12 protein-coding genes are annotated in these 19,019 nt (G+C 63.1%); 5 read left to right on the plus strand and 7 right to left on the minus strand.

What is annotated here, in order from left to right; all coding sequences use genetic code 11:
* Nucleotides 1–41: 41 nt before the first annotated feature.
* The gene (gene leuS, locus PGP17_RS01050; RefSeq protein WP_270373802.1) at nt 42–2,570 is read right to left on the minus strand and encodes a leucine--tRNA ligase; all 2,529 of its coding nucleotides are present in this window, start codon (nt 2,568–2,570) and stop codon (nt 42–44) included.
* Between the two features lie 281 nt (nt 2,571–2,851).
* On the opposite strand from leuS, the gene PGP17_RS01055 reads away from it, so the two are divergent.
* Nucleotides 2,852–3,343, plus strand: a complete 492-nt coding sequence (locus PGP17_RS01055; protein ID WP_270373803.1) for a hypothetical protein — start codon at nt 2,852–2,854, stop codon at nt 3,341–3,343.
* On the opposite strand, the gene PGP17_RS01060 is transcribed toward PGP17_RS01055, so the two are convergent.
* The 6 genes from PGP17_RS01060 to PGP17_RS01085 form a co-directional block, all read right to left on the minus strand.
* Nucleotides 3,321–5,024: a methyl-accepting chemotaxis protein gene (locus PGP17_RS01060; RefSeq protein WP_135944881.1), complete on the minus strand. Its 1,704-nt coding sequence runs from the start codon at nt 5,022–5,024 to the stop codon at nt 3,321–3,323. The genes PGP17_RS01055 and PGP17_RS01060 overlap by 23 nt on opposite strands.
* A gap of 131 nt (nt 5,025–5,155) precedes the next feature.
* Nucleotides 5,156–7,198 carry a TonB-dependent receptor plug domain-containing protein gene (locus tag PGP17_RS01065; protein ID WP_270373804.1) on the minus strand — a complete coding sequence of 681 codons (2,043 nt, stop codon included), beginning with the start codon at nt 7,196–7,198 and terminating at the stop codon, nt 5,156–5,158.
* Nucleotides 7,199–7,233: 35 nt separating this feature from the next.
* Nucleotides 7,234–7,743 (minus strand): hypothetical protein, encoded by a 510-nt coding sequence (locus PGP17_RS01070; protein ID WP_135944883.1) that lies wholly within the window; start codon nt 7,741–7,743, stop codon nt 7,234–7,236.
* 239 nt (nt 7,744–7,982) lie between these two features.
* Entirely contained in the window at nt 7,983–8,612 is a 630-nt protein-coding gene (gene queE, locus PGP17_RS01075) for a 7-carboxy-7-deazaguanine synthase (RefSeq protein WP_135944884.1), read from the minus strand.
* Nucleotides 8,609–9,322, minus strand: a complete 714-nt coding sequence (queC, locus tag PGP17_RS01080; protein ID WP_270373806.1) for a 7-cyano-7-deazaguanine synthase QueC — start codon at nt 9,320–9,322, stop codon at nt 8,609–8,611. The genes queE and queC overlap by 4 nt, the downstream gene beginning before the upstream one ends.
* A gap of 197 nt (nt 9,323–9,519) precedes the next feature.
* Complete coding sequence (locus PGP17_RS01085) at nt 9,520–10,872, minus strand: OmpP1/FadL family transporter (protein ID WP_270373807.1); 1,353 nt, start codon at nt 10,870–10,872, stop codon at nt 9,520–9,522.
* 198 nt (nt 10,873–11,070) lie between these two features.
* On the opposite strand from PGP17_RS01085, the gene PGP17_RS01090 reads away from it, so the two are divergent.
* The 4 genes from PGP17_RS01090 to PGP17_RS01105 are packed head-to-tail and all read left to right on the plus strand — an operon-like array spanning nt 11,071 to nt 18,556.
* Nucleotides 11,071–13,317 carry an acyl-CoA dehydrogenase gene (locus PGP17_RS01090; protein WP_270373808.1) on the plus strand — a complete coding sequence of 749 codons (2,247 nt, stop codon included), beginning with the start codon at nt 11,071–11,073 and terminating at the stop codon, nt 13,315–13,317.
* Complete coding sequence (locus tag PGP17_RS01095) at nt 13,281–14,585, plus strand: acetyl-CoA C-acetyltransferase (RefSeq protein ID WP_442915126.1); 1,305 nt, start codon at nt 13,281–13,283, stop codon at nt 14,583–14,585. The genes PGP17_RS01090 and PGP17_RS01095 overlap by 37 nt, the downstream gene beginning before the upstream one ends.
* 9 nt (nt 14,586–14,594) lie before the next feature.
* The gene (locus PGP17_RS01100) at nt 14,595–16,649 is read left to right on the plus strand and encodes a 3-hydroxyacyl-CoA dehydrogenase NAD-binding domain-containing protein (protein WP_270373809.1); all 2,055 of its coding nucleotides are present in this window, start codon (nt 14,595–14,597) and stop codon (nt 16,647–16,649) included.
* Nucleotides 16,646–18,556, plus strand: coding sequence for an acetyl-CoA hydrolase/transferase C-terminal domain-containing protein (locus tag PGP17_RS01105; RefSeq protein ID WP_270373810.1), 1,911 nt, complete (start codon nt 16,646–16,648; stop codon nt 18,554–18,556). The genes PGP17_RS01100 and PGP17_RS01105 overlap by 4 nt, the downstream gene beginning before the upstream one ends.
* The last annotated feature ends 463 nt before the right edge of the window (nt 18,557–19,019 follow it).

Genomic DNA, 19,019 nt, shown 5'->3' on the forward strand with positions numbered 1-19,019 from the left:
CGCCGGGTGGGCCGGCGGACCGGTCTCCCGGCCCACCATGCCTATTTCGGTTTCACCACGAAATTCACCAGCTTGCCGGGAACCGCGATCTCTTTGATCACGGTATTCTCCGCAAGCAGCGTCTGGACGCGCGCATCGGCCTTGGCCAATGCCATCAGCGCCTCCCTGTCGAGATTGGCCGCTCCGTCAATCTTGTAACGGACCTTGCCATTCACCTGCACCACGTATTCGGTCAGGTCGTCCTTGGCGAGATCGGCGTCGAATTGGGGCCACGGGGCGTAGGCCAGCGTCTCTTCATGGCCCAGCTTGCTCCAGAGCTCCTCGGCAATGTGGGGAGCCATCGGGGCCAGTAGCAGAACCAGCGTCTCGACAACCTCTCGCGGGCGCTCCTCGGTGCCGGTCAGCGCGTTGGTCAGCTCCATCAGGCGGGCGATCGCCGTGTTGAACCTGAGCCCTTCCAGGTCCTCGGTCACGGCCCGGACCGTCTTGTGGCGCAGACGAACCAAGTCTTCCCGGCCGGCAAAATCGCCGACCTTGAGCGTATCGAGTTCGTCCTCGTCGTTCAGCACCACCCGCCACACACGCGACAGGAAGCGCTTCATGCCGCCCACCCCGCTGGTCTGCCACGGCTTGGTGACATCAAGCGGGCCCATGAACATCTCGTAGAGGCGGAGCGAATCCGCGCCATATTCAGACACGACGTCATCAGGATTGACGACGTTGTAGCGCGACTTGCTCATCTTATCGATCTTGCGCGTGACCGGGGTATCTCCGGCAAAATACTTGCCGTCCCGGTCCTCGATCTCGCCCGGCTCGTAATACTTGCCCGCGTCGTCGCGATAGGAATAGGCCAGGATCATGCCCTGGTTGAACAGGCGCTGGAACGGTTCGCGGGTCGACACGACGCCGAGATCGTAGAGCACCTTGTGCCAGAAACGCGCGTAGAGCAGGTGAAGCACTGCGTGTTCAGCCCCGCCCACATACAGATCGACGGGCATCCAGTATTTTTCTTTTTCCGGGTCGACGAGCATGGACTCGTTGTCCGGGTCGATGAAGCGCAGATAGTACCAGCAAGACCCGGCCCATTGCGGCATCGTATTGGTCTCGCGCAGGGCCGGCTCGCCGGTCTCGGGATCGGTCGTGCGCACCCAGTCCTCGGCGCGCTCGAGCGGCGGACGGCCGTCCTCGGTCGGCTTGTAGTCGTCGAGTTCCGGCGGCAGCAGCGGCAGGCTGTTTTCCGGGACCGGAACGATAGACCCGTCGGCCTTGTGCAGGATCGGGAAGGGCTCGCCCCAATAGCGCTGACGCGAGAAGAGCCAGTCGCGCAGCCGGTACTGGACCTTGCCCGCGCCGAGCTTCTCCTGCTCGAGCCAGGCGATCATCTTCGCCTTGGCATCGCTCACGGTCATCGCGTCCAGGAAGCCGGAGTTGACCGCCACGCCGTCGCCTGTCCAGGCCTCGGCCTGGATGTCGTGGCCCGGAGGCGACTGCACGACTTCGCGAATGGGCAGGTCGTAGAGCCTGGCAAACTCGTGATCGCGCGTGTCGTGGGCCGGGACCGCCATGATGGCGCCCGTGCCGTAACCCATCAGCACATAGTCCGCGACCCAGATCGGAAGGCGCTCGCCATTGACCGGGTTTATGGCGTAAGCGCCTGTGAATACGCCGGACTTGCCCGCGTCCTCGCCGGTGCGCTCCTCTTCATCCTTTTCGGCAGCTTTCTTCCGATAGGCTGAAACCGCCTCGCGCTGCTCGTCGGTCATGATCGCATCGACCAAGGGGTGCTCCGGCGCGAGGACTGCATACGTCGCGCCGTAGAGCGTATCTGGACGAGTGGAGAAGACCGTGAAGCGCTCGCCGGCGCCTTCGATCTCGAACGTGATGTCCGCGCCTTCGGATCGGCCGATCCAGTTGCGCTGCATCGCCTTGATGCCTTCAGGCCAGTCGACGTCCTCGAGGTCCTCCAGCAGGCGATCTGCAAAGGCGGTGATCTTCAGCATCCACTGACGCATCAGACGTTGCTCGACCGGGTCTCCGGTCTCGACATACTTGCCGTCCTTCACCTCTTCATTGGCCAGCACCGTGCCTTGCGCCGGGCACCAGTTGACCGGCACCTCCGCCTGGTAGGCCAGACCCTTCTTGTAGAGCTGGAGGAAGATCCATTGCGTCCAGCGAATGAATTTGGGGTCGGTGGTCGAGAGCTCGCGGCTCCAGTCATAGGAGAAGCCCAGTCGCTTGATCTGGCCGCGGAAGGTGGCGATGTTCTTCTTCGTGGTCACGGCCGGGTGAACGCCCGTGCGCATTGCGTAGCGCTCCGCGGGCAGCCCATAGGCATCCCACCCCATCGGATGAAGCACGTTGAATCCGCGCATCCGCTTGTAGCGCGAGTAGATATCGGTTGCCGTGTAGCCCTCGGGATGGCCGACATGAAGGCCGGCGCCAGACGGGTACGGGAACATGTCGAGGACGTAGATTTTCTCCCTGGAGAGATCCATCTCGGTCTTGAAGACTTCGTTCTCTTCCCAGAAATCCTGCCATTTCGGCTCAATCGCGCCGGCATCGTAAGCCATGAAACGTCCTCGTATGGCGTCTGAGCGCCTGCCCGTCACTGCGGGGCGGGCAGCCCGTCCAGCGCATCTCTTGTTGAAAAACGGACACCCGGCGATGCAGGCACCCTCATCAGCGTTGAGCGCTATCGCTTCGCCAGTCAAATTTCAAGGCAATGCTGCCTTCGCGGCCATACCTCACGCGCGGCTGCACGTAACGCGGCCCTGGCGCCACGCTCCATCCAAGCACACACGCTGAATATCTTATTAGTCTTTGATTGCATCTAATCGCTGTATTTACACGCGTGAAGCGTAGCCGAACAAGGCTGCGACCGTTTCTGGAGGATCAGGCGATCTCTATCTCGGACTGGAAAATAGACGACGGAATGCTGGTTGTCGTTCTGGAGGACTGCAGGACGCCCGACATGTTGGTCAACGGGATTTGCGAACTCGTCAGTATGTGTCCTGAGGTCAAGCCCTATGGCGTCATGATCGCCAGCGGGCCGCGCCTGTGCAGCAAGAGCTGCGCTGAGCCGCCCCTTCAAGACGACACCGGGACCGCTTTGGTGTCGGCCGGGGTCGAACGTCTTGCCTTCGTCTGCGAACAGGGCCTTCAGAGCATGGAGGCGCTGGGTACGGCCTTCGTCGCTGCTGGCGGTGCCTATGCGTCTTTTCATGACGCCCGCGAGGCGACCGAGTGGCTACGCCTCAAAGAGCGAAGCGGGCCCGGCGCGGCCCCGGAGGACGCGCCGGACCTGATCGATTGGCTGGACGTTAAACAGCGCGCACGCGGTTGAGGAACTCACTGGTCTGAGCATCGAGCTCGGACGTTTCACGTTCTACCGACGTCGAGATCTCGACCACGGACTGCGCCTTCTGGCCGGTCTCCTGGCTTGACCGGGTCACACGCTGGATGCTCTCGGACACGCGCCGGGTATCGCCGGCCGCGCTCTGGGCCGAGGAGGCGATCTCGTTGGCGGCGCCGCGCTGCTGGTCGACCGCTGCAGAGATGGCCGAACTGACGGCATTCAGCTCGTCGATGACGCTGCGCATTTCCTCCACCGCCTGACCGACCGACTGGGTTGCACCCTGCATCTGGGCGATCTGGTTGGAAATCTGGCTTGTCGCGCTGGCCGTCTGGCTGGCGAGCGTCTTGACCTCGCTGGCGACGACCGCGAAGCCCTTGCCCGCTTCGCCGGCCCGGGCCGCCTCGATGGTGGCATTGAGGGCCAGAAGATTGGTCTGCTCGGCAATGTCGGAAATCAGTTTGAGCACTTCGCTGATCTGATTCGATGCCGTCGTAAGCTGGGCCATCTCGCTGCCCGCGCGGTTGATGCGGTCGAGGGCCCGCTGCGACACGCTCGAGGACCGGTCGACCTGCTGGACGATCTCGGAGACCGAGGCAGACAGTTCCTCAGCGGCAGACGCGACCGTCGCCACGGCACCGGACGCCGTTTCGCTCGCACCGGCGACGTCGCTGGCCTGGCCTTCGGTTTCACCCGAATGGCTCAGCATTTCCTGCGCGGCGGCGTTCATGGAGCCGGCCGACCGCGTCACGCTCTCGAGCGCACGCTTGGCCACGACTTCAAATTCGTGAACGAGGGCTTCGATCTGGCGGGCGCGCTGGGCCTGCTTTTCGCTGGCTTGAAGCTGCTCGGCTTTCAGGCTCTCCGCCTGACGGCCGTTTGCCCGGAACGTGGCGAGACTGGACACGATGGCGCCAAGCTCGTCCGAGCGGGCCAGATGACCGGTTTCGGTATCGAACCGGCCCGCGGCGAGGCTCTCGGTCGCCTCGGCAATGCCGCGAACCGACCGGCCCACCGCCCGCCCGAAGCCCCAGGTCAAGGCCGCCAGGGCCAGTGCGGCCACAATGATGACCGCTGCGAAGATCTGCGTTGCCCGGTTGCTCGCACGGTCTGCTTCGGTTGCGGTCTGCTCAGCTTCAACCGCAGCACTCGACGTGAGAACGGTGATGTCGGCATTCAGGGTATCGAAAACCTCGTTGAACGGATCAAGGAAGCCGACCGCGCTGGCGAAGTCGAGTTCGAGCATCGAACCCACGACTTCCAGCCCGCCCTCATAGAGTTCGAGTTGTTCGACAATGCGCGCCAGGACAGCCTGACGGTCTGGGGTGGCCGCTTCGGTTTGAAGCGCGGCGACCTCTTCACGAAGCACCGAGACCCGGTTCATGAGCCTGTCAAAGCTGGAGGCAACGTCCGCGGCCCGACCGGCGGCCTGCTGGGTCAACAAGCGGTAGACGTCAGCGTCGATGGCCTCCAGGGCGCCAACCAGTTCGACCAGCTCGAGAGAGGCGTCCATCTGGCTGACCGTGCGTTGCTTCATCTCGGCAACCGAGTTCAGCGTAGCGACACCCAGCGTTGCCACACCCAGAAGGACCAGGACGGCCAGCGCAGGGGCAAAGGCAAACTTGATCAGGAAGGGCCAGTTGCGGAAAGCAAAGCGATTAGGGTGCGTCATTGACGTTCTCTCTCGTACAGGCACCTGTCCCGAAAACGATGCCGAATATTTCTGTCTTTAAAGTCGCCTTGGTAAACAAAGCGCTGCCAGACCGGGTGGCCAAGTGCCACCCGGTCTGGGCGACGCGGGATCTAGAAGGAGGCTGTCACCGACGCCCACAAACGGGACTCGAGCTCGGGTCCAGCATTGACGCGTTCGCCGCCGCCGTAGTTCAGCTGCGCGGCATTGGCTTCAACGGTGAGCTGATCAGTCAGCGCAAATGCAGCTCGAGCGGACAGTTCGATCTGGCTGTCAATCGCCTCGCGCGTGATAAGTCCGAACTGCGCCTGCCGGATTGCGGTGTGCTCATCGGTCACAGACGCAAAACCATCAAGGCTCCAGCGACCCTGGGTCCAGCCCAGATCGGCCTTTAGACGATAGCTTGGGGTGCTCGCTTCGAAGTCCACAGGATACACAAAGGCAACCTGGTTGACCGTCAGGTCGTCCTCGACGTCCAGAGCCGTAGCGCTCAGACGCCAGCGCCAAGCATCGGCTTGATTGGCGTCCTCAAGGCTAAGCTCCAGACCATTGACGGTTGTATCGCCTTGATTAGAAAACAGGAATTGCAGCGTCGGTGCGGCTGGCGGCAGCAAATCATGGGCGGTGCCGAAAATCCCCTTGTAGTCTGCGGTCTCGGTCCGGAAGAGCGCCGCTTGGAAGCGTGCCGACTGGCCCAAGCCTGTTTCATAGGCAAGCTCGTAAGCCGTCACGATCGCAGGCTCGATCGATGGGTCTCCGGAGATACCCACAGGTATCGTGCCGAACGGCGTCGAAACCCTGGTGGAATGAGCCAGGCCGAACTCGACCAGGCTCGGGACCTGGACCCCTCGTGCCGTACTCGCACGAACCGTATGGCCGGCGGCCGGGATCCAGACGAGTGCAAAATTATATCCAAACTCTTCGATCGTGCGATCGTAGTCAGCCTGGTCAAAGACCGACAGGGCCGGATTGGGAGAGGCCGTACGCGAAAGGCTCAATGAGTCGAAACGAACGGCACCCGTTGCTTCGAGTGTGGCGGTCAGCGTACGATTCCACATCGCCGACAAGGAGGCGACATCGTACTCGGTAACACCATCAGAAGCTGAGAGCGTGGGATCCAGCTCGTTATGCCGGTACTCCGCCCCAAAGCGAAGCGTATTGTTGGCTCCGACTTTCGAAAGGAGCTGGAGCTGCCCGACCGTAACGGAGTTATCGAACGGGATATTGTCGCTCTGCGCCGAGGTGGTCGAGTAACCAACATAAGCGTCGTTGCGGTACACACGGGCGCTCAGGAGCCCGAGTCCGGTATCGGCCTCAAGCTCGCCCTTGTAGGAGGCAAGCTGGGTATCGGTATAGCCAAGCTGGTAGTATGGCAGCAATTCCGTTTGGATCGTATGTGCATAGGTCGCTTCTGCACTGAAGCGGATCGAGTCAGTCAGTTGGCCCTGGAGCTCGAGTGCGCCGCGGACACGATCCCAAGGCTCGTTCGCAGTGTAGCCTTCCTCCGAACCGCGCACACCCCCGTCGAACTCGTCGGCTTTTCCGGCGCCGAGACTGGCGCGAACGGCGAACCGCTCTCCGAGCTGGCGGCCAAACACGCCCGAGGCTTCACGGTACTCGCCACTCCCTGCACTTGCCGTTACGGACGCCCATTCATCCTGGCTCGGGTCACGCGTAATGATATTCACCACACCGGAAACCGCGTTGAACCCGTATAGGGCTGCCTGGGGGCCTTTCACGACCTCGATCTGCTGAATCTCATCCAGCTGCACGGGCAGAGCCGACCAGTTCACGTAGGCATAGTGATCGAGATAGACCTGTCGTCCGTCGATCAGGACCAGAAGACGCGGGTTGTACGGCTGATTGTATCCGCGGATGGATACGTCCGCCTGGCCGCGCGTGTAGCGGTCCACATCGACACCAGCATAGCGGCCAAGAATGTCGGCGATATCAAGCGCCGGGAAACGAGCTATGTCCTCGCGCGTGATGATGATCATGGTGGCGGGCACTTCGGACGCGCGCTGAGGGGCGCCGGTAGCGCCGAGCGTGACCGGCTCGCCGAACATGTCTTGCATGGTGGCGTAGTCGATGGACTGTGCAGAGGCGGAGGCGGCCGCAACAAGGGCGGCGACCGAGCCGAGAAGAACGGTTTTCATGGGGAGTATCCTGATAGAGATATGTATTGGAAGGGTCAGAGTTCTTCGACCATCATCGAGAATGCGGTCTCGAAGCTGACGTTGGCTGTGCTGGCCGCGCCGCGGTTCAGCAGAATCCGTACGGCCGGGCTGCTTTGCACGCCCATCACGCACGCGCCGCTCTGAACGCAACCGAGGTCGGTCGAGACCGTGAGGACGCCTTGCGAGGTCACGGCCGTAGCGGTCGGGCTGGAGGCGGCGGCGCCAAGCATGATCGCGGCATCCGCACCAGCGACGGAGGACGCATCGCTTGCAGGAACGAGGCGCGATGTCAGCGTCACCCGACCCGCCGACATGCCACCGGACATCAGCGCGTGCAGCGCCTCCGCCTCTGCCGCGCTGGCCGCGTCGTAGACGATGGCCACGGTGCGATCGCTTCCGCTCCCGCCCTGCATGAATGATACCGCGCGACCGATGACTTCGAGGTCGCGCTGGGTCGTTTCAGCGTGCGCTGTACCAGCCATCAGCAGACCGCCTGCAAGCGCTAAGAAAAGGGTGTGTTTCATGTATCTGTCCCGTGAGATCCTGCATCAATTGGGTTGATGAGGCCGCTTCATGGGACCGAGAATGCTTCCAGATCGTTACTACGATATCAGTAGGTTATTAAAAATTATTACCTGCTCACTGAGTGGGTTCACTAAATGGCTATTTTAATTGGCCTATTTTTGTAATTTTGCCCAACCAAACCTGTGTAGAATTTTTTATTCACGTCTTGCGAGATAGTGAGAATGATTGTCGCAATCAGTTAATCGACGCCGATCCATTTATGCGTTTGCAGACTCAGCGCCCATTTCGGGTGGCGGAGACAATACTCAAACGCCTGTTTTGCGTTCGCCATCTGCTCCGGGCCGTCCATGGGCTGAAGCCGGAAGGTCTCGAAATCGAGATGCTCGAAGGCTTCCGGCGGCGCATCAGCCTGGGGGAAGACAAGCTTGAGTTCGTGACCGCGGGTCTGCACGAGAGGCGCGGTTGATTTCGGGCTGACACAAATCCAGTCCAGTCCGGCGGGCGCGGCAATTGTGCCGTTGGTTTCTACCGCGACTTCAAAGCCGCGCGCATGCAGCGCGTCGATCAGGGCAGGGTCAAGCTGGAGCAGGGGCTCCCCGCCGGTGCAGACGACCAGGGGTCGGCCGCCTCCAGGCCAGAAGGAAAGAACATGTTCGGCCAGCGCTTCGGCCGTCTTGAACTTGCCGCCATTCTGCCCGTCCGTGCCGACAAAATCAGTGTCACAGAACCGGCAGATCGCCGTTTCGCGGTCGCGCTCCAGACCGGTCCAGAGATTGCAACCGGCAAAGCGCAGGAACACGGCAGGGCGCCCGGTTTGGCCACCCTCCCCCTGAACGGTCAGGAATGCTTCCTTGACGGAATAGGTCATGAGGCGCCGCCGCTGAATCCATTCCAGCCGTGCGCGCGCAACTCGCAGGCCGGGCAATCTCCGCACCCGTATCCCCAGGCGTGGAGCGTGCCCCGGACGCCACGATAGCAGGTATGGGTCTCCTCCACGATCAGGCGGACAAGCCGGTCCCCGCCCAGCGACTGGGCCAGCTGCCACGTCTCGGCCTTGGTGAGGTCCATCAGCGGCGTCTCGATCTTGATCGGCTGGTCCAGACCCAGGGCCAGCGCGCGTTCCTGGGCTGCGAGGGTGTCGGCCCGGCAATCGGGGTAACCGGAATAGTCTGTCTGGCACATGCCGCCGACAAGCACCGCGGTGCCGCGCCGGTAGGCATGCGCGGCAGCCACGGTCAGGAAGACGAGGTTACGTCCCGGCACGAAGGTGGTCGGCAGCCCCTTCTCGCCCATCTCGATCTCGCGCTCGGCTGTCAGCGCGCTCTCTGCAAGGCGACCATATCCAGAAAGATCGACCAGCAGGTCGTCACCAAGTCTGACCGCCCAGTCCGAATTAATCTGGACGATCTGCTCACGCACGCGCTCCCGGGCCCGAAGCTCCACCTCGTGGCGCTGCCCATAATCAAAGCCGATCGTCGCCACGCGCTCATAGCGCTGCAGCGCCCAGGCCAGACAGGTGGCAGAATCCTGGCCGCCGGAAAAAAGGACGAGCGCCGATGACGAGTCTGTTTCAGTCATGGTGTGCTCCAGAGCCTGAGAGTGCGCTCACCAAGGAGATGAGGCGCCGTTCCATACGCGCATTGGATCGCGGGCGCAAAAGCCGTGCGCGAGTAGCCGCGATATGGGATCGCGTGAACCCTCTGTCGAGCGCCTGAATATGAAACAGGCCCGGGCTGGGCCCGGGCCTGCAGATGGTCCTGATCTGACGCTGGCGCCTACATACGCCAGTTCAGCGAAACGCCGACGATATCAGCCGAATTGTCGAACTCGCCGACGAGCCGGTCTCCGGAGTTTCCGGCCTGATCGATCGGGGCATCGGCAAAGAAGAGATGCTGGTAACCGGCATCGACCGTTACGCTCTCGCGCGGCGTCCAGGACAGGCCAAGGGCTGCGATCACGCGATCCGCGTCCGGGGTGCGCGCAGAGCGGAAATCGCCCTCGGACGGGCTCTTGTCGTAGGCGAGACCGGCGCGGAGGGTGAGATCGTCCCAGCGGCTGTACTCGGCGCCGATGGCATAGCGGAACGTGTTCTGGTAGCGGAGCTCTTCCACCGTCCTGGGCTGCGCCGGGTTGGCATAGTTGACCTCGAGCGCTTCAAGATTGCCCTCCCAACCGGTCCAGCTCACATCGCTCATTACGGCCCATTCGCTGTTGAGCTGATGGCGGATGCCGATAGAGGCAGTTTGCGGCAGGTCCAGCGGCGCGCTCGCGCCGGTATCGGTAAACGCCGGGTCGATAATCTGGCCGATAGCCGTGGGGACGGTGAAGTCCGCCTCACCCTCCAGGTCGTGGCTGACTTCAGAGCGGTAGGCGATACCGATCCGGGTACCCGGACTGACGTCGAGCAGCACGCCCAGATTCCAGCCGAATGACCAGTCATCGCCCTCCAGGTGGACAAACCCGTCAGCCTGCTGGGGCAGAGCACCTATGGCGGAACACGTTCCAGGCGCGCCCGGTTCGACCTGCGACAGACAGACCGCGCCGAAATCAATCGCGTTGCTGAGCTCCACATCGGCGTACTGCGCGCTCACACCGCCACCGAGGGACAGCCATTCATTCACGCGGTAGCCGAGGCTCGCATTCAGATCGACCGCCATCAGATTGGATTCGACCGCATGATAGCGTCCGATCCAATCGGGCTCATAGTCGGTCGACAGACCAAAGGGTGCCGCCACCGATGCGCCAACCCACAAGCGGTCGTTGATCGGCGCGGCAATGTAGAGGCTGGGGACAGCCGTGTCCTGGAACAGATCTCCGCCATCGCCGCCCGAGAGCGGATTGCCGAGGGCGTCGACAGAGCCGCCGTTCGAGAATTCGCCGTCGCCGATAATATATTGCAGGCCGCCATTGACCTGCAGCCCGTCCAGCTTGGTCATTCCGGCCGGGTTGGAGAAAACGGTGGTCGCGTCCGCAGCCAGCGTGGTGTTGCCGGCCTGTGCGAGGCCGAGGTCGCGTGCGGAGTATTCCTTGATCTGGAACCCGCCGGCGAGCGCCGGCGCCGTTGCGCTGGCCGCCGCAAGTGTGGCGAGGGAAGCCGAAACTGAAAAGGCACGGAGGGGGAGAGCCATGGTATCATTGTCCTGAAGAAGCGTATGTTCGGTTTTTGCGCCTGCGAAGCACGGCGGACAAAGCTGAGCGCTGGCAAAGCTGCAGCGCAGCAAAATGCACGCGTGCGTCGCCTTGCCGCCCTGTCGTCGAAGGAACTGCGCTCCTAACTCTTGCGTTCCACGAGGAACAAGTTCCGGTCTCAGTTGGGAGGGCCTTCGATGTCGAATTGGCGTGCGAATACCATCAGCAAGCCGCTGATGAAGTGGTACGCAAGCGTGCTGCCCGAAATGTCAGACACAGAAAGCCAGGCCATCGAGGCCGGCACCGTCTGGTGGGATCGTGAACTCATGTCCGGAAAACCGGACTGGGAGTATCTGCAAAAACTATCCGTCGGGACGCTGAGCGACGCCGAGCAGGCCTTCATCGACGGCCCGCTGCAGACCCTGTGCGCGATGCTGGACGATTGGGAAATCGAGCATGAGCAGCGCGACCTGCCCGCCGAGGTCTGGAAGTTTCTGATCTCCAACGGATTCTTCGCGATGATCATCCCGACCGAGTACGGTGGCAAGGGCTTCTCCGCCTATGCCCACTCCGAGATCGTGCGCACCATCGCCACGCGCTCGATCACCGCGGCCGTCACGGTCATGGTGCCCAACTCACTCGGCCCGGGCGAGTTGCTGATGCTCTACGGAACGAAGGAACAGAAGAATCATTACCTGCCGCGCCTGGCCAGCGGCGAGGAAATACCCTGCTTCGCCCTCACAGGGGTCGAAGCCGGCTCGGATGCATCCGCGATGACCGATTTCGGCGTCGTGGTGGAGCGCGAGGTTGACGGCGAAAAGACGCTCGGCGTCGAGATCACCTGCAACAAGCGCTACATCACGCTGGCCCCGGTCGCGACGATTGCCGGCCTCGCCTTCAAGATGTCTGACCCTGACGGCCTTCTGGGTGGTGAGGAGGATCTGGGCATCACGGTCGCTCTGGTGCCCACCGATACGCCCGGGCTCGACACGGGCCGGCGACACCTCCCCTCGGGCATCTCGTTCATGAACGGGCCGGTGCGCGGCGAGAAGGTCTTCGTGCCCCTGACCCAGATCCTGGGTGGCCGTGACCAGATCGGCCAGGGCTGGAAAATGCTGATGGGCGCTCTCGCAGCGGGCCGGGGCATTTCCCTGCCATCCATGAGTTGTGCAGGCGCCGCTGTCGCTGCGCATTCGTCCGGCGCCTACGCGCGCATTCGCCATCAGTTCGGACTGCCTGTAAGCGCATTCGAGGGGGTCCGCGAACCGCTGGCCCGCATCGCCGGGACCGCCTACCTGCTGGATGGCGCACGCCTTTTGACAACAGCCGGGATCGACGCGGGCGAGAAACCCGCCGTGGTCTCCGCAATCATGAAATACCATGCCACCGAGCGGCTTCGCATGGCGGTTAACGACGCCATGGACATCCATGGGGGCAAGGCGATCTGCGAGGGGCCACGCAATCACCTGTCGACCGCGTACAAGTCCATCCCCGTGGCGATTACCGTGGAGGGCGCCAATATCCTGACCCGCAGCCTGATCATCTTCGGTCAGGGCGCGATCCGGTGCCATCCCTATATTCTCGACGAGATGAAAGCGGTCGCCAACACGGACCGCGAACAAGGCCTGAAAGACTTCGACAAGCTGCTGTTTGCCCATGTCTGGCATGACGTCAAGAACTTCACCCGGAGTGTGGCGCACGGCCTGACATTCGGCCGGTTTGCCTACGCGCCGGAAGGCGCAGACGACCTGGCGTCCTATTACCGCGCGCTTTCGCACGCGAGCGTGCGCCTGGCGGTGATGTCTGAAACGGCACTCAGCGTGCTAGGCGGCGCCCTCAAGCGCAAGGAGACGTTGTCTGCGCGGCTAGGCGACGTTCTGGCCGAGATCTACCTTCTGTCCGGCGCTCTTAAGCGATTTGAAGCCGATGGCCGGCCCGAGGCCGACCGGCCACTCCTCGACTGGTGCTTCGAAGACGGACTCTACCGGATTCAGGAGCGCCTCCAGAGCGTCGTGCGGAACTTCCCCGGCCTCCACTGGCGCATGCTTACCTCGGCCATACTGGCCCCGGTGGGGATGCATCGCAGCCCGCCCTCCGACAAACTCATGAACAAGGTTGCGGACCTGATCACCACGCCGTGCGCCACGCGCGACCGGCTGACCCGGGGTGTTTTCGTAGGCAAACCCGACGAGCCGCTGGGCCGGATCGAAGCCGCCTTCGCGGCAGTCGTCCAGCGCGACGAATTGCTGAAGAAGGTGAAGAAGGCCGGGGTCAAACTTGATACCGCCGTGGAAAACGGCGTGTTGACCGAGGAACAGCGCGCCGAGATTGATCGGACGGACAGCCTCATCCGTGATGTGCTTGTCACGGACGATTTCGAACCCGAAGAACTTCAGGGAGCCACACTATCGCCCAGCGCACGCAAGGATCAGGACGCCGCGTAGTCGTCATTGACGGCGCGCGCACACCCTTCATCAAGGCCCGGGGCCGGCCGGGGCCATTCTCGCCGGTCGATCTGGCCGTGGCAGCCGGACAGGCGCTCATGTTGCGCCAACCCGAGGCCATGGCCGCGGTTGAGGAGGTTATACTGGGCTGCGGGGCGCCAACCTCCGAAGCGCCGAATACGGCGCGCGTGGCCGCGCTGCGCATCGGACTGGGCGACGACATCCCGGCGTTCTCGGTGCAGAGGAATTGCGGCTCAGGCATGCAGTCGATCGATACCGGCTACAAATACATCGCGGACGGCCGGGCCGACGTGATCCTGGCGGGCGGAACCGATGCCCTTTCGCATGCGCCGCTGGAATTGAAATCGGAAACGGCCGGGTGGCTGGCCGATCTAAGAAGCGCGAAATCACCGCAGGAACGCCTGAAGGTCGCTGCCGAGTTTCGCCCGCGGATGGCCGAGCCGGTCGTCAGTCTGATCAGGGGTCTGACCGACGATGTCGTCGACCTCGGCATGGGCGAAACCGCAGAAGTTCTCGCCCATGAATGGCAGATTACGAGAGAGGCCGCCGACACTTACGCGCTAGGCAGCCACAATCGACTGGCCCGGGCGCAGGACGAGGGCTGGCTGGAAGAAGAGGTCGTCACGCTCTTTTCTCCCGACGGCAAGGTTTACGACCGTGATGACGGCGTGCGTCCGAACACATCGATGGACAAGCTGGCAAGTTTGGACGCTGCCTTCGAGCCGCCCCACGGCCAGGTCACCCCGGGCAATTCCTCCCAGGTCACGGATGGCGCGGCCTGGCTGATCCTGGCCAGCGAGGAGGCCGCCGAAAAGCTTGGCGCCGAACCGCTGGGCGTGATCGAGGACAGCGAGTGGGCGGCACTGGACCCCAAGCGCATGGGCCTTGGCCCCGTGCTTGCCTCCACGCCCGTGCTCACGCGGCACGGACTCTCGCTGGACGATCTCGACCTTTGGGAAATCAACGAGGCATTCGCCGCGCAGGTACTCGCCTGTCTGGCGGCCTGGCAGGACAAGGCATTCTGCAAGGACCGCCTCGGCCTGGACAGCGCATTGGGCACGATCAAGCGCGACAAGCTGAACATCGATGGCGGGGCCATCAGTCTCGGCCATCCGGTCGGAGCGAGCGGAACCCGCATCGTGCTGCACGCTCTCAATGCGCTGAAGCGCACGGGCGGCAAGCGTGCCATTGCGACTGAGTGCATTGGCGGCGGCCAGGGCGGCGCCATGCTTGTCAGCAGCCTTTGAGGAAACCCGATGGCCGATATGTGGACAATCGAACGCGACGATGAAGGCATCGCCTGGGTCGGGCTCGATGCCCCCGGCAAGAGTACCAACACGTTGGACCGTCAGGTTCTGGATGCCTTTGAAACCGTCATCTCCGGCTTCGAGAAGAATCCGCCCAACGGGATCGTGCTGTATTCGAAGAAAGAAGCGGGCTTCATTGCCGGCGCCGATATCGAGATGCTGGGCGAACTTGAAGAAGAGGTGCTGCGCGGCGTGCTCGAAGACGGCAAAGCCTTGCTCGACCGCTTCGAGGCGCTGCCATGCGCAAGCGTTGCGATGATCCACGGCCACTGCCTGGGCGGCGGCCTGGAAGTGGCTCTGGCGTGCGACCGTCGTGTGGCACGCACCGACGCTGAGGCCGGGTCTCCCGAGGTCAAGCTGGGACTGATACCCGGTCTTGGCGCCAGCTATCGCCTGCCCGCTCTCCTGGGCGCGGCCGAGGGCATGAAACTCGTGCTCACGGGCAAGACCCTTGATGCCGAAACCGCAAGATCGGCCGGCCTGTTCGACGAGGTCGTCCCGGAACGCCATCTGCGCACGGCCGCTCGTGCCGCAATCAGGAAGGGCAAGCGCGGGAAGAAGGCGCACAAATCCTTCAAGGAGGGGGCGCTGGACACCCGGCCGGCGCGCGCTCTTACCGCCCGTCAGATGCGCAAGAAGACCTCTGAGAAGTTGCGCGAAGAGCACTACCCCGCACCGTTCAGAATGATCGACGCGTTCGAGGAGTACGGGGTCAGCCGCGATCTTCTCGAGGAGGAGACCGATCTCTTCGTAGACCTCGCCCGGACCAAAACCTCCAAAAATCTGCGCCGCGTCTTCATGCTGCGCGAGAAGATGAAGCATCAGGCCGAGCTGCCTCCCGGCAAGCTGGAGATCGGCCATGTCCACGTGATCGGTGCCGGGGAGATGGGCGCGGAGATCGCGGCCTGGGCGGCGCTGAAGGGATTCGAGGTCTCCCTGACCGACATCGACAGGGACGTTCTGGCAAAGGCCGTGCAAAAGGCGCATCGCCTCTTCGAGACCGAGGACGACGAAATCAAGTCGCGCGGCGATTTGCGTCCACCGCGCAACCGTTTCATCGCCGACCTGGCCGGGGACGGGGTAAAGAAGGCTGATCTCGTCATCGACGCGTTGCCGGAAAAGCTCGAGCTGAAAAGCGACGTTTTCGGCGAGCTGGAAGGCCGCATGAAGGACACGGCGCTGATCGCGACGAACACGTCGAGCCTGCGTCTCAAAGACATGGCCGGCGCGCTGAAGAAGCCGGGGCGCCTTGTGGGGCTGCACTTCTTCAATCCGGTTCGCAAGATGCCGCTGGTCGAGGTGGTCAAGGCCGGGCGCACCACCAAGCGCGCCATGACACAGGCCGCCGCCTTTGCCGTCGCGATCGACAAGACGGCGGTCTCGTGCGCGGATTCGCCAGGCTTCATCGTCAATCGCGCGCTCACGCCCTACCTGCTTGAAGCGGCTCGCATGCTCGAGGAAGGCTACAAGCCGGAGCTGATCGATGCTGCCGCAGAACGCTTCGGCATGGCACAAGGCCCCGTCGAGGTCGCCGACCATGTCGGTCTGGACATTGCGCTTGATGTCGCCCGCCACCTCAAGGAGGCCTTTCCCGAACAGGTCGGCGAAATTCCGCAACGTATTTGCGACCTTGTGGAAGAGGGACATTTCGGCGTCAAATCGGGCCGAGGCTTCTATACCTATGAGGATGGCGAGCCGGAGAAGGACGACCTTGATGACGACGAATGCGATCCGGAGAGTCTCGACGCCATGGCCGACCGGCTGATCCTGCCCTTGCTCAATGCCTGTGCAGCGCTGATCCGCGAGGAGGTCGTATCGGACTCCGACGAAATCGACGCTGCACTGATTTTCGGAGCTGGTTTTGCGCCCTTCCGGGGCGGGCCGATCGCGTATGCGAGGGAGCGGGGCGTGAAAACGGTCGTATCCTCCCTGAAAGCGCTGCAGAAGGAGCACGAGGCCGCGCGTTTCAAACCGGATGATGGCTGGAAATCTCTCACCGCATGAGCGCGCCTGCCGCCTTCACCCTGCCCGAGGGACGCTCGCACTTCACGAACGTGGACGCGGTCGTCGAGCAGACCATCGCCCATGTCGGTTCGCGCATCGTGCTCGGCCTGCCGCTGGCTCTGGGAAAGGCCAATCACCTGGCCAATGCGTTCTACCAGCGCGCCAGGGCCGATGCCTCGATCGACCTGACCATCTATACCGCGTTGACATTGCAGGCGCCCCGGGCCCCGAACGCCCTGGCCGCCCGCCTGCTCGATCCGATTTCGCAGCGGCTCTACGAGGGCTATCCCGAGCTGGACTACGCCCGCGACAGGTCGCGCAACGCACTGCCGGACAATGTCACGGTGAAGGAGTTCTTCCTGCCGCCGGGATCGCTTCTGAACAACGCTTATGCCCAGCGCAATTATGTCAGCTCGAACTACACGATGGCGGCTCGCGATATCCTCGATGCCGGGCTGAACGTGATCGCCCAGATGGTCGCCCCCGAACCCGGGGGAAAAGGCTTCTCGCTGTCCTGCAACCCGGACCTGTCCCTGGACCTGGTTCCGGAGCTCAGACGGCGCGCTGCGCGCGGCGATAACGTCGCTATCCTCGGAGAAATAAACGCTAGTCTGCCATTCCTCGGACATGAAGCCCGTGTCGAACGCGACTGGTTTGACGCTATCTACGACGCGGGGCGCTACACGCTCTTCCCGGTTCCCGCGCCGTCGGTCAGCGCGGCCGATCACGCCATCGGCCTGAACGCGGCGAGCCTGATGCGCGACGGCGGAACACTGCAACTGGGGATAGGCGCGCTGTCGGATGCCGTCAGCCATGCCCTGAGATTGCGCGAGAGCGAGAATGCGGTCTTCAAGCGGATCTTGCTGGCCTTGCAGAGCCCGCAGGACCGCGCCGTCCGCGACCGGCTCGGCGGTGTGGAGCCCTTCGCAACCGGACTTTACGCCTGCAGCGAAATGGTCACCGACGGGCTGCTGACCCTGTTCGAGGACGGGGTGGTGCGTCGCCAGGCCGAAAACGGCATCAGCCTGCATGGCGGATTCTATCTGGGACCCGCGCGCCTGTACGAGCGCCTGCGCGATCTCGAGCCGGAGCTGCGCGAGGCCCTGTCGATGACCCGGATCTCCTTCATCAACGACCTGTTCGGCGACGAAGCCCAGTCGAGGCGCGACCGGCGCGACGCGCGCTTCTTCAATTCGGCCATGCGGGTGAACGGGCGCGGCGCGGCGCTGTCCGATACGCTGGAGGACGGACGCGTGGTGTCGGGCGTCGGCGGCCAGTATAATTTTGCCGCGATGGGCCATGCGCTGGAAGATGGCCGCTCGGTCATCCTGGTGCGCGCGACGCGGTCGTCGGGCGGGAAGGTGCAGTCCAATATCGTGTGGACCGGCGGCGAGGTGACGGTGCCGCGCCATCTGCGCGACATCGTCGTGACCGAGTACGGGATTGCCGACCTGCGCGGCCAGACCGACCGCGAGGTCGCGGTGCGCCTGGCCCGCATCTGCGACAGCCGGTTTCAGGACGAGTTCTTGGACGCGGCCCGGGCGGCCGGCAAGGTCGAGGCCGGCTTCACCCTGCCCGACGAGGCCCGGCAGAACACGCCGGATCGCGTGAAGGCAGCGCTGAAGACGGCGCGCGAAGCCGGCCATTTGCCCGACTATCCGTTCGGCAGCGACCTCACCGGCGAGGAGCAGGCGCTCAAGCTCGCGCTGGAATGGCTGAAGGAGCATACCGCGACCAAGCTGGACCGGGCGCGCACAGTGGCGCGGGCGGCAAAATACTGGAACCCGCCGAACGGTCTGAGGTCGTGTCTGAAACGCATGAAGCTCGACCGGGTCTCGGGACCGGGCGAGAAGATCGAACAGATGCTGATCAGCCTCGCCGTGACCGAAACCCGCAAGACCGAGTGACGGGCTATTCTCTCAGGTTCTCAGGTCTGCGCTGCGCTCTGCCCGGGATTTCAGAGAGTGTGATGGGCGAAACCCGGGGCGCCGCAGGCTGAGCCGGGGCTTCGGGGATACCTCTTTCCTGACGAAAGTCAGGACCCAGGAGAGGACGGTGCGCCGTCATCGGATGACACCGTTCCACGCTCTCTGGATCCCGGATCAAGTCCGGGATGACGAATGTTGGAGAGTATTGAAAAACCAAAGCCTTCGTCATTCCGGGCGAGCAAAGCGAGACCTTAGAACCCAGAGAGGACCGGGCGCCGTCATCCGACCCTTCGAGGCTCGCTCCGCTCGCACCTCAGGGTGAGGGGATGGGTGACATCGAGTGACGCAAGTCATCGATATATCAAATCTTTAAGACCAACCCACTCCCTCATGCTGAGGTGCCCGGCTGACAGCCGGGCCTCGAAGCATCGGAGGGCAAATA

Origin of the sequence: Marinicauda sp. Alg238-R41 (assembly GCF_947331485.1) — a bacterium.
Lineage (GTDB): Bacteria > Pseudomonadota > Alphaproteobacteria > Caulobacterales > Maricaulaceae > Marinicauda > Marinicauda pacifica.

Excerpts from the sequence above, each read along its gene's own strand:
- leuS (WP_270373802.1), bottom strand. The coding sequence starts at position 2,570 with ATGGCTTACGATGCCGGCGCGATTGAGCCGAAATGGCAGGATTTCTGG.
- PGP17_RS01060 (WP_135944881.1), bottom strand. The coding sequence starts at position 5,024 with ATGACGCACCCTAATCGCTTTGCTTTCCGCAACTGGCCCTTCCTGATC.
- PGP17_RS01065 (WP_270373804.1), bottom strand. The coding sequence starts at position 7,198 with ATGAAAACCGTTCTTCTCGGCTCGGTCGCCGCCCTTGTTGCGGCCGCC.
- PGP17_RS01070 (WP_135944883.1), bottom strand. The coding sequence starts at position 7,743 with ATGAAACACACCCTTTTCTTAGCGCTTGCAGGCGGTCTGCTGATGGCT.
- queE (WP_135944884.1), bottom strand. The coding sequence starts at position 8,612 with ATGACCTATTCCGTCAAGGAAGCATTCCTGACCGTTCAGGGGGAGGGT.
- queC (WP_270373806.1), bottom strand. The coding sequence starts at position 9,322 with ATGACTGAAACAGACTCGTCATCGGCGCTCGTCCTTTTTTCCGGCGGC.
- PGP17_RS01085 (WP_270373807.1), bottom strand. The coding sequence starts at position 10,872 with ATGGCTCTCCCCCTCCGTGCCTTTTCAGTTTCGGCTTCCCTCGCCACA.
- PGP17_RS01090 (WP_270373808.1), top strand. The coding sequence starts at position 11,071 with ATGTCGAATTGGCGTGCGAATACCATCAGCAAGCCGCTGATGAAGTGG.
- PGP17_RS01100 (WP_270373809.1), top strand. The coding sequence starts at position 14,595 with ATGGCCGATATGTGGACAATCGAACGCGACGATGAAGGCATCGCCTGG.
- PGP17_RS01105 (WP_270373810.1), top strand. The coding sequence starts at position 16,646 with ATGAGCGCGCCTGCCGCCTTCACCCTGCCCGAGGGACGCTCGCACTTC.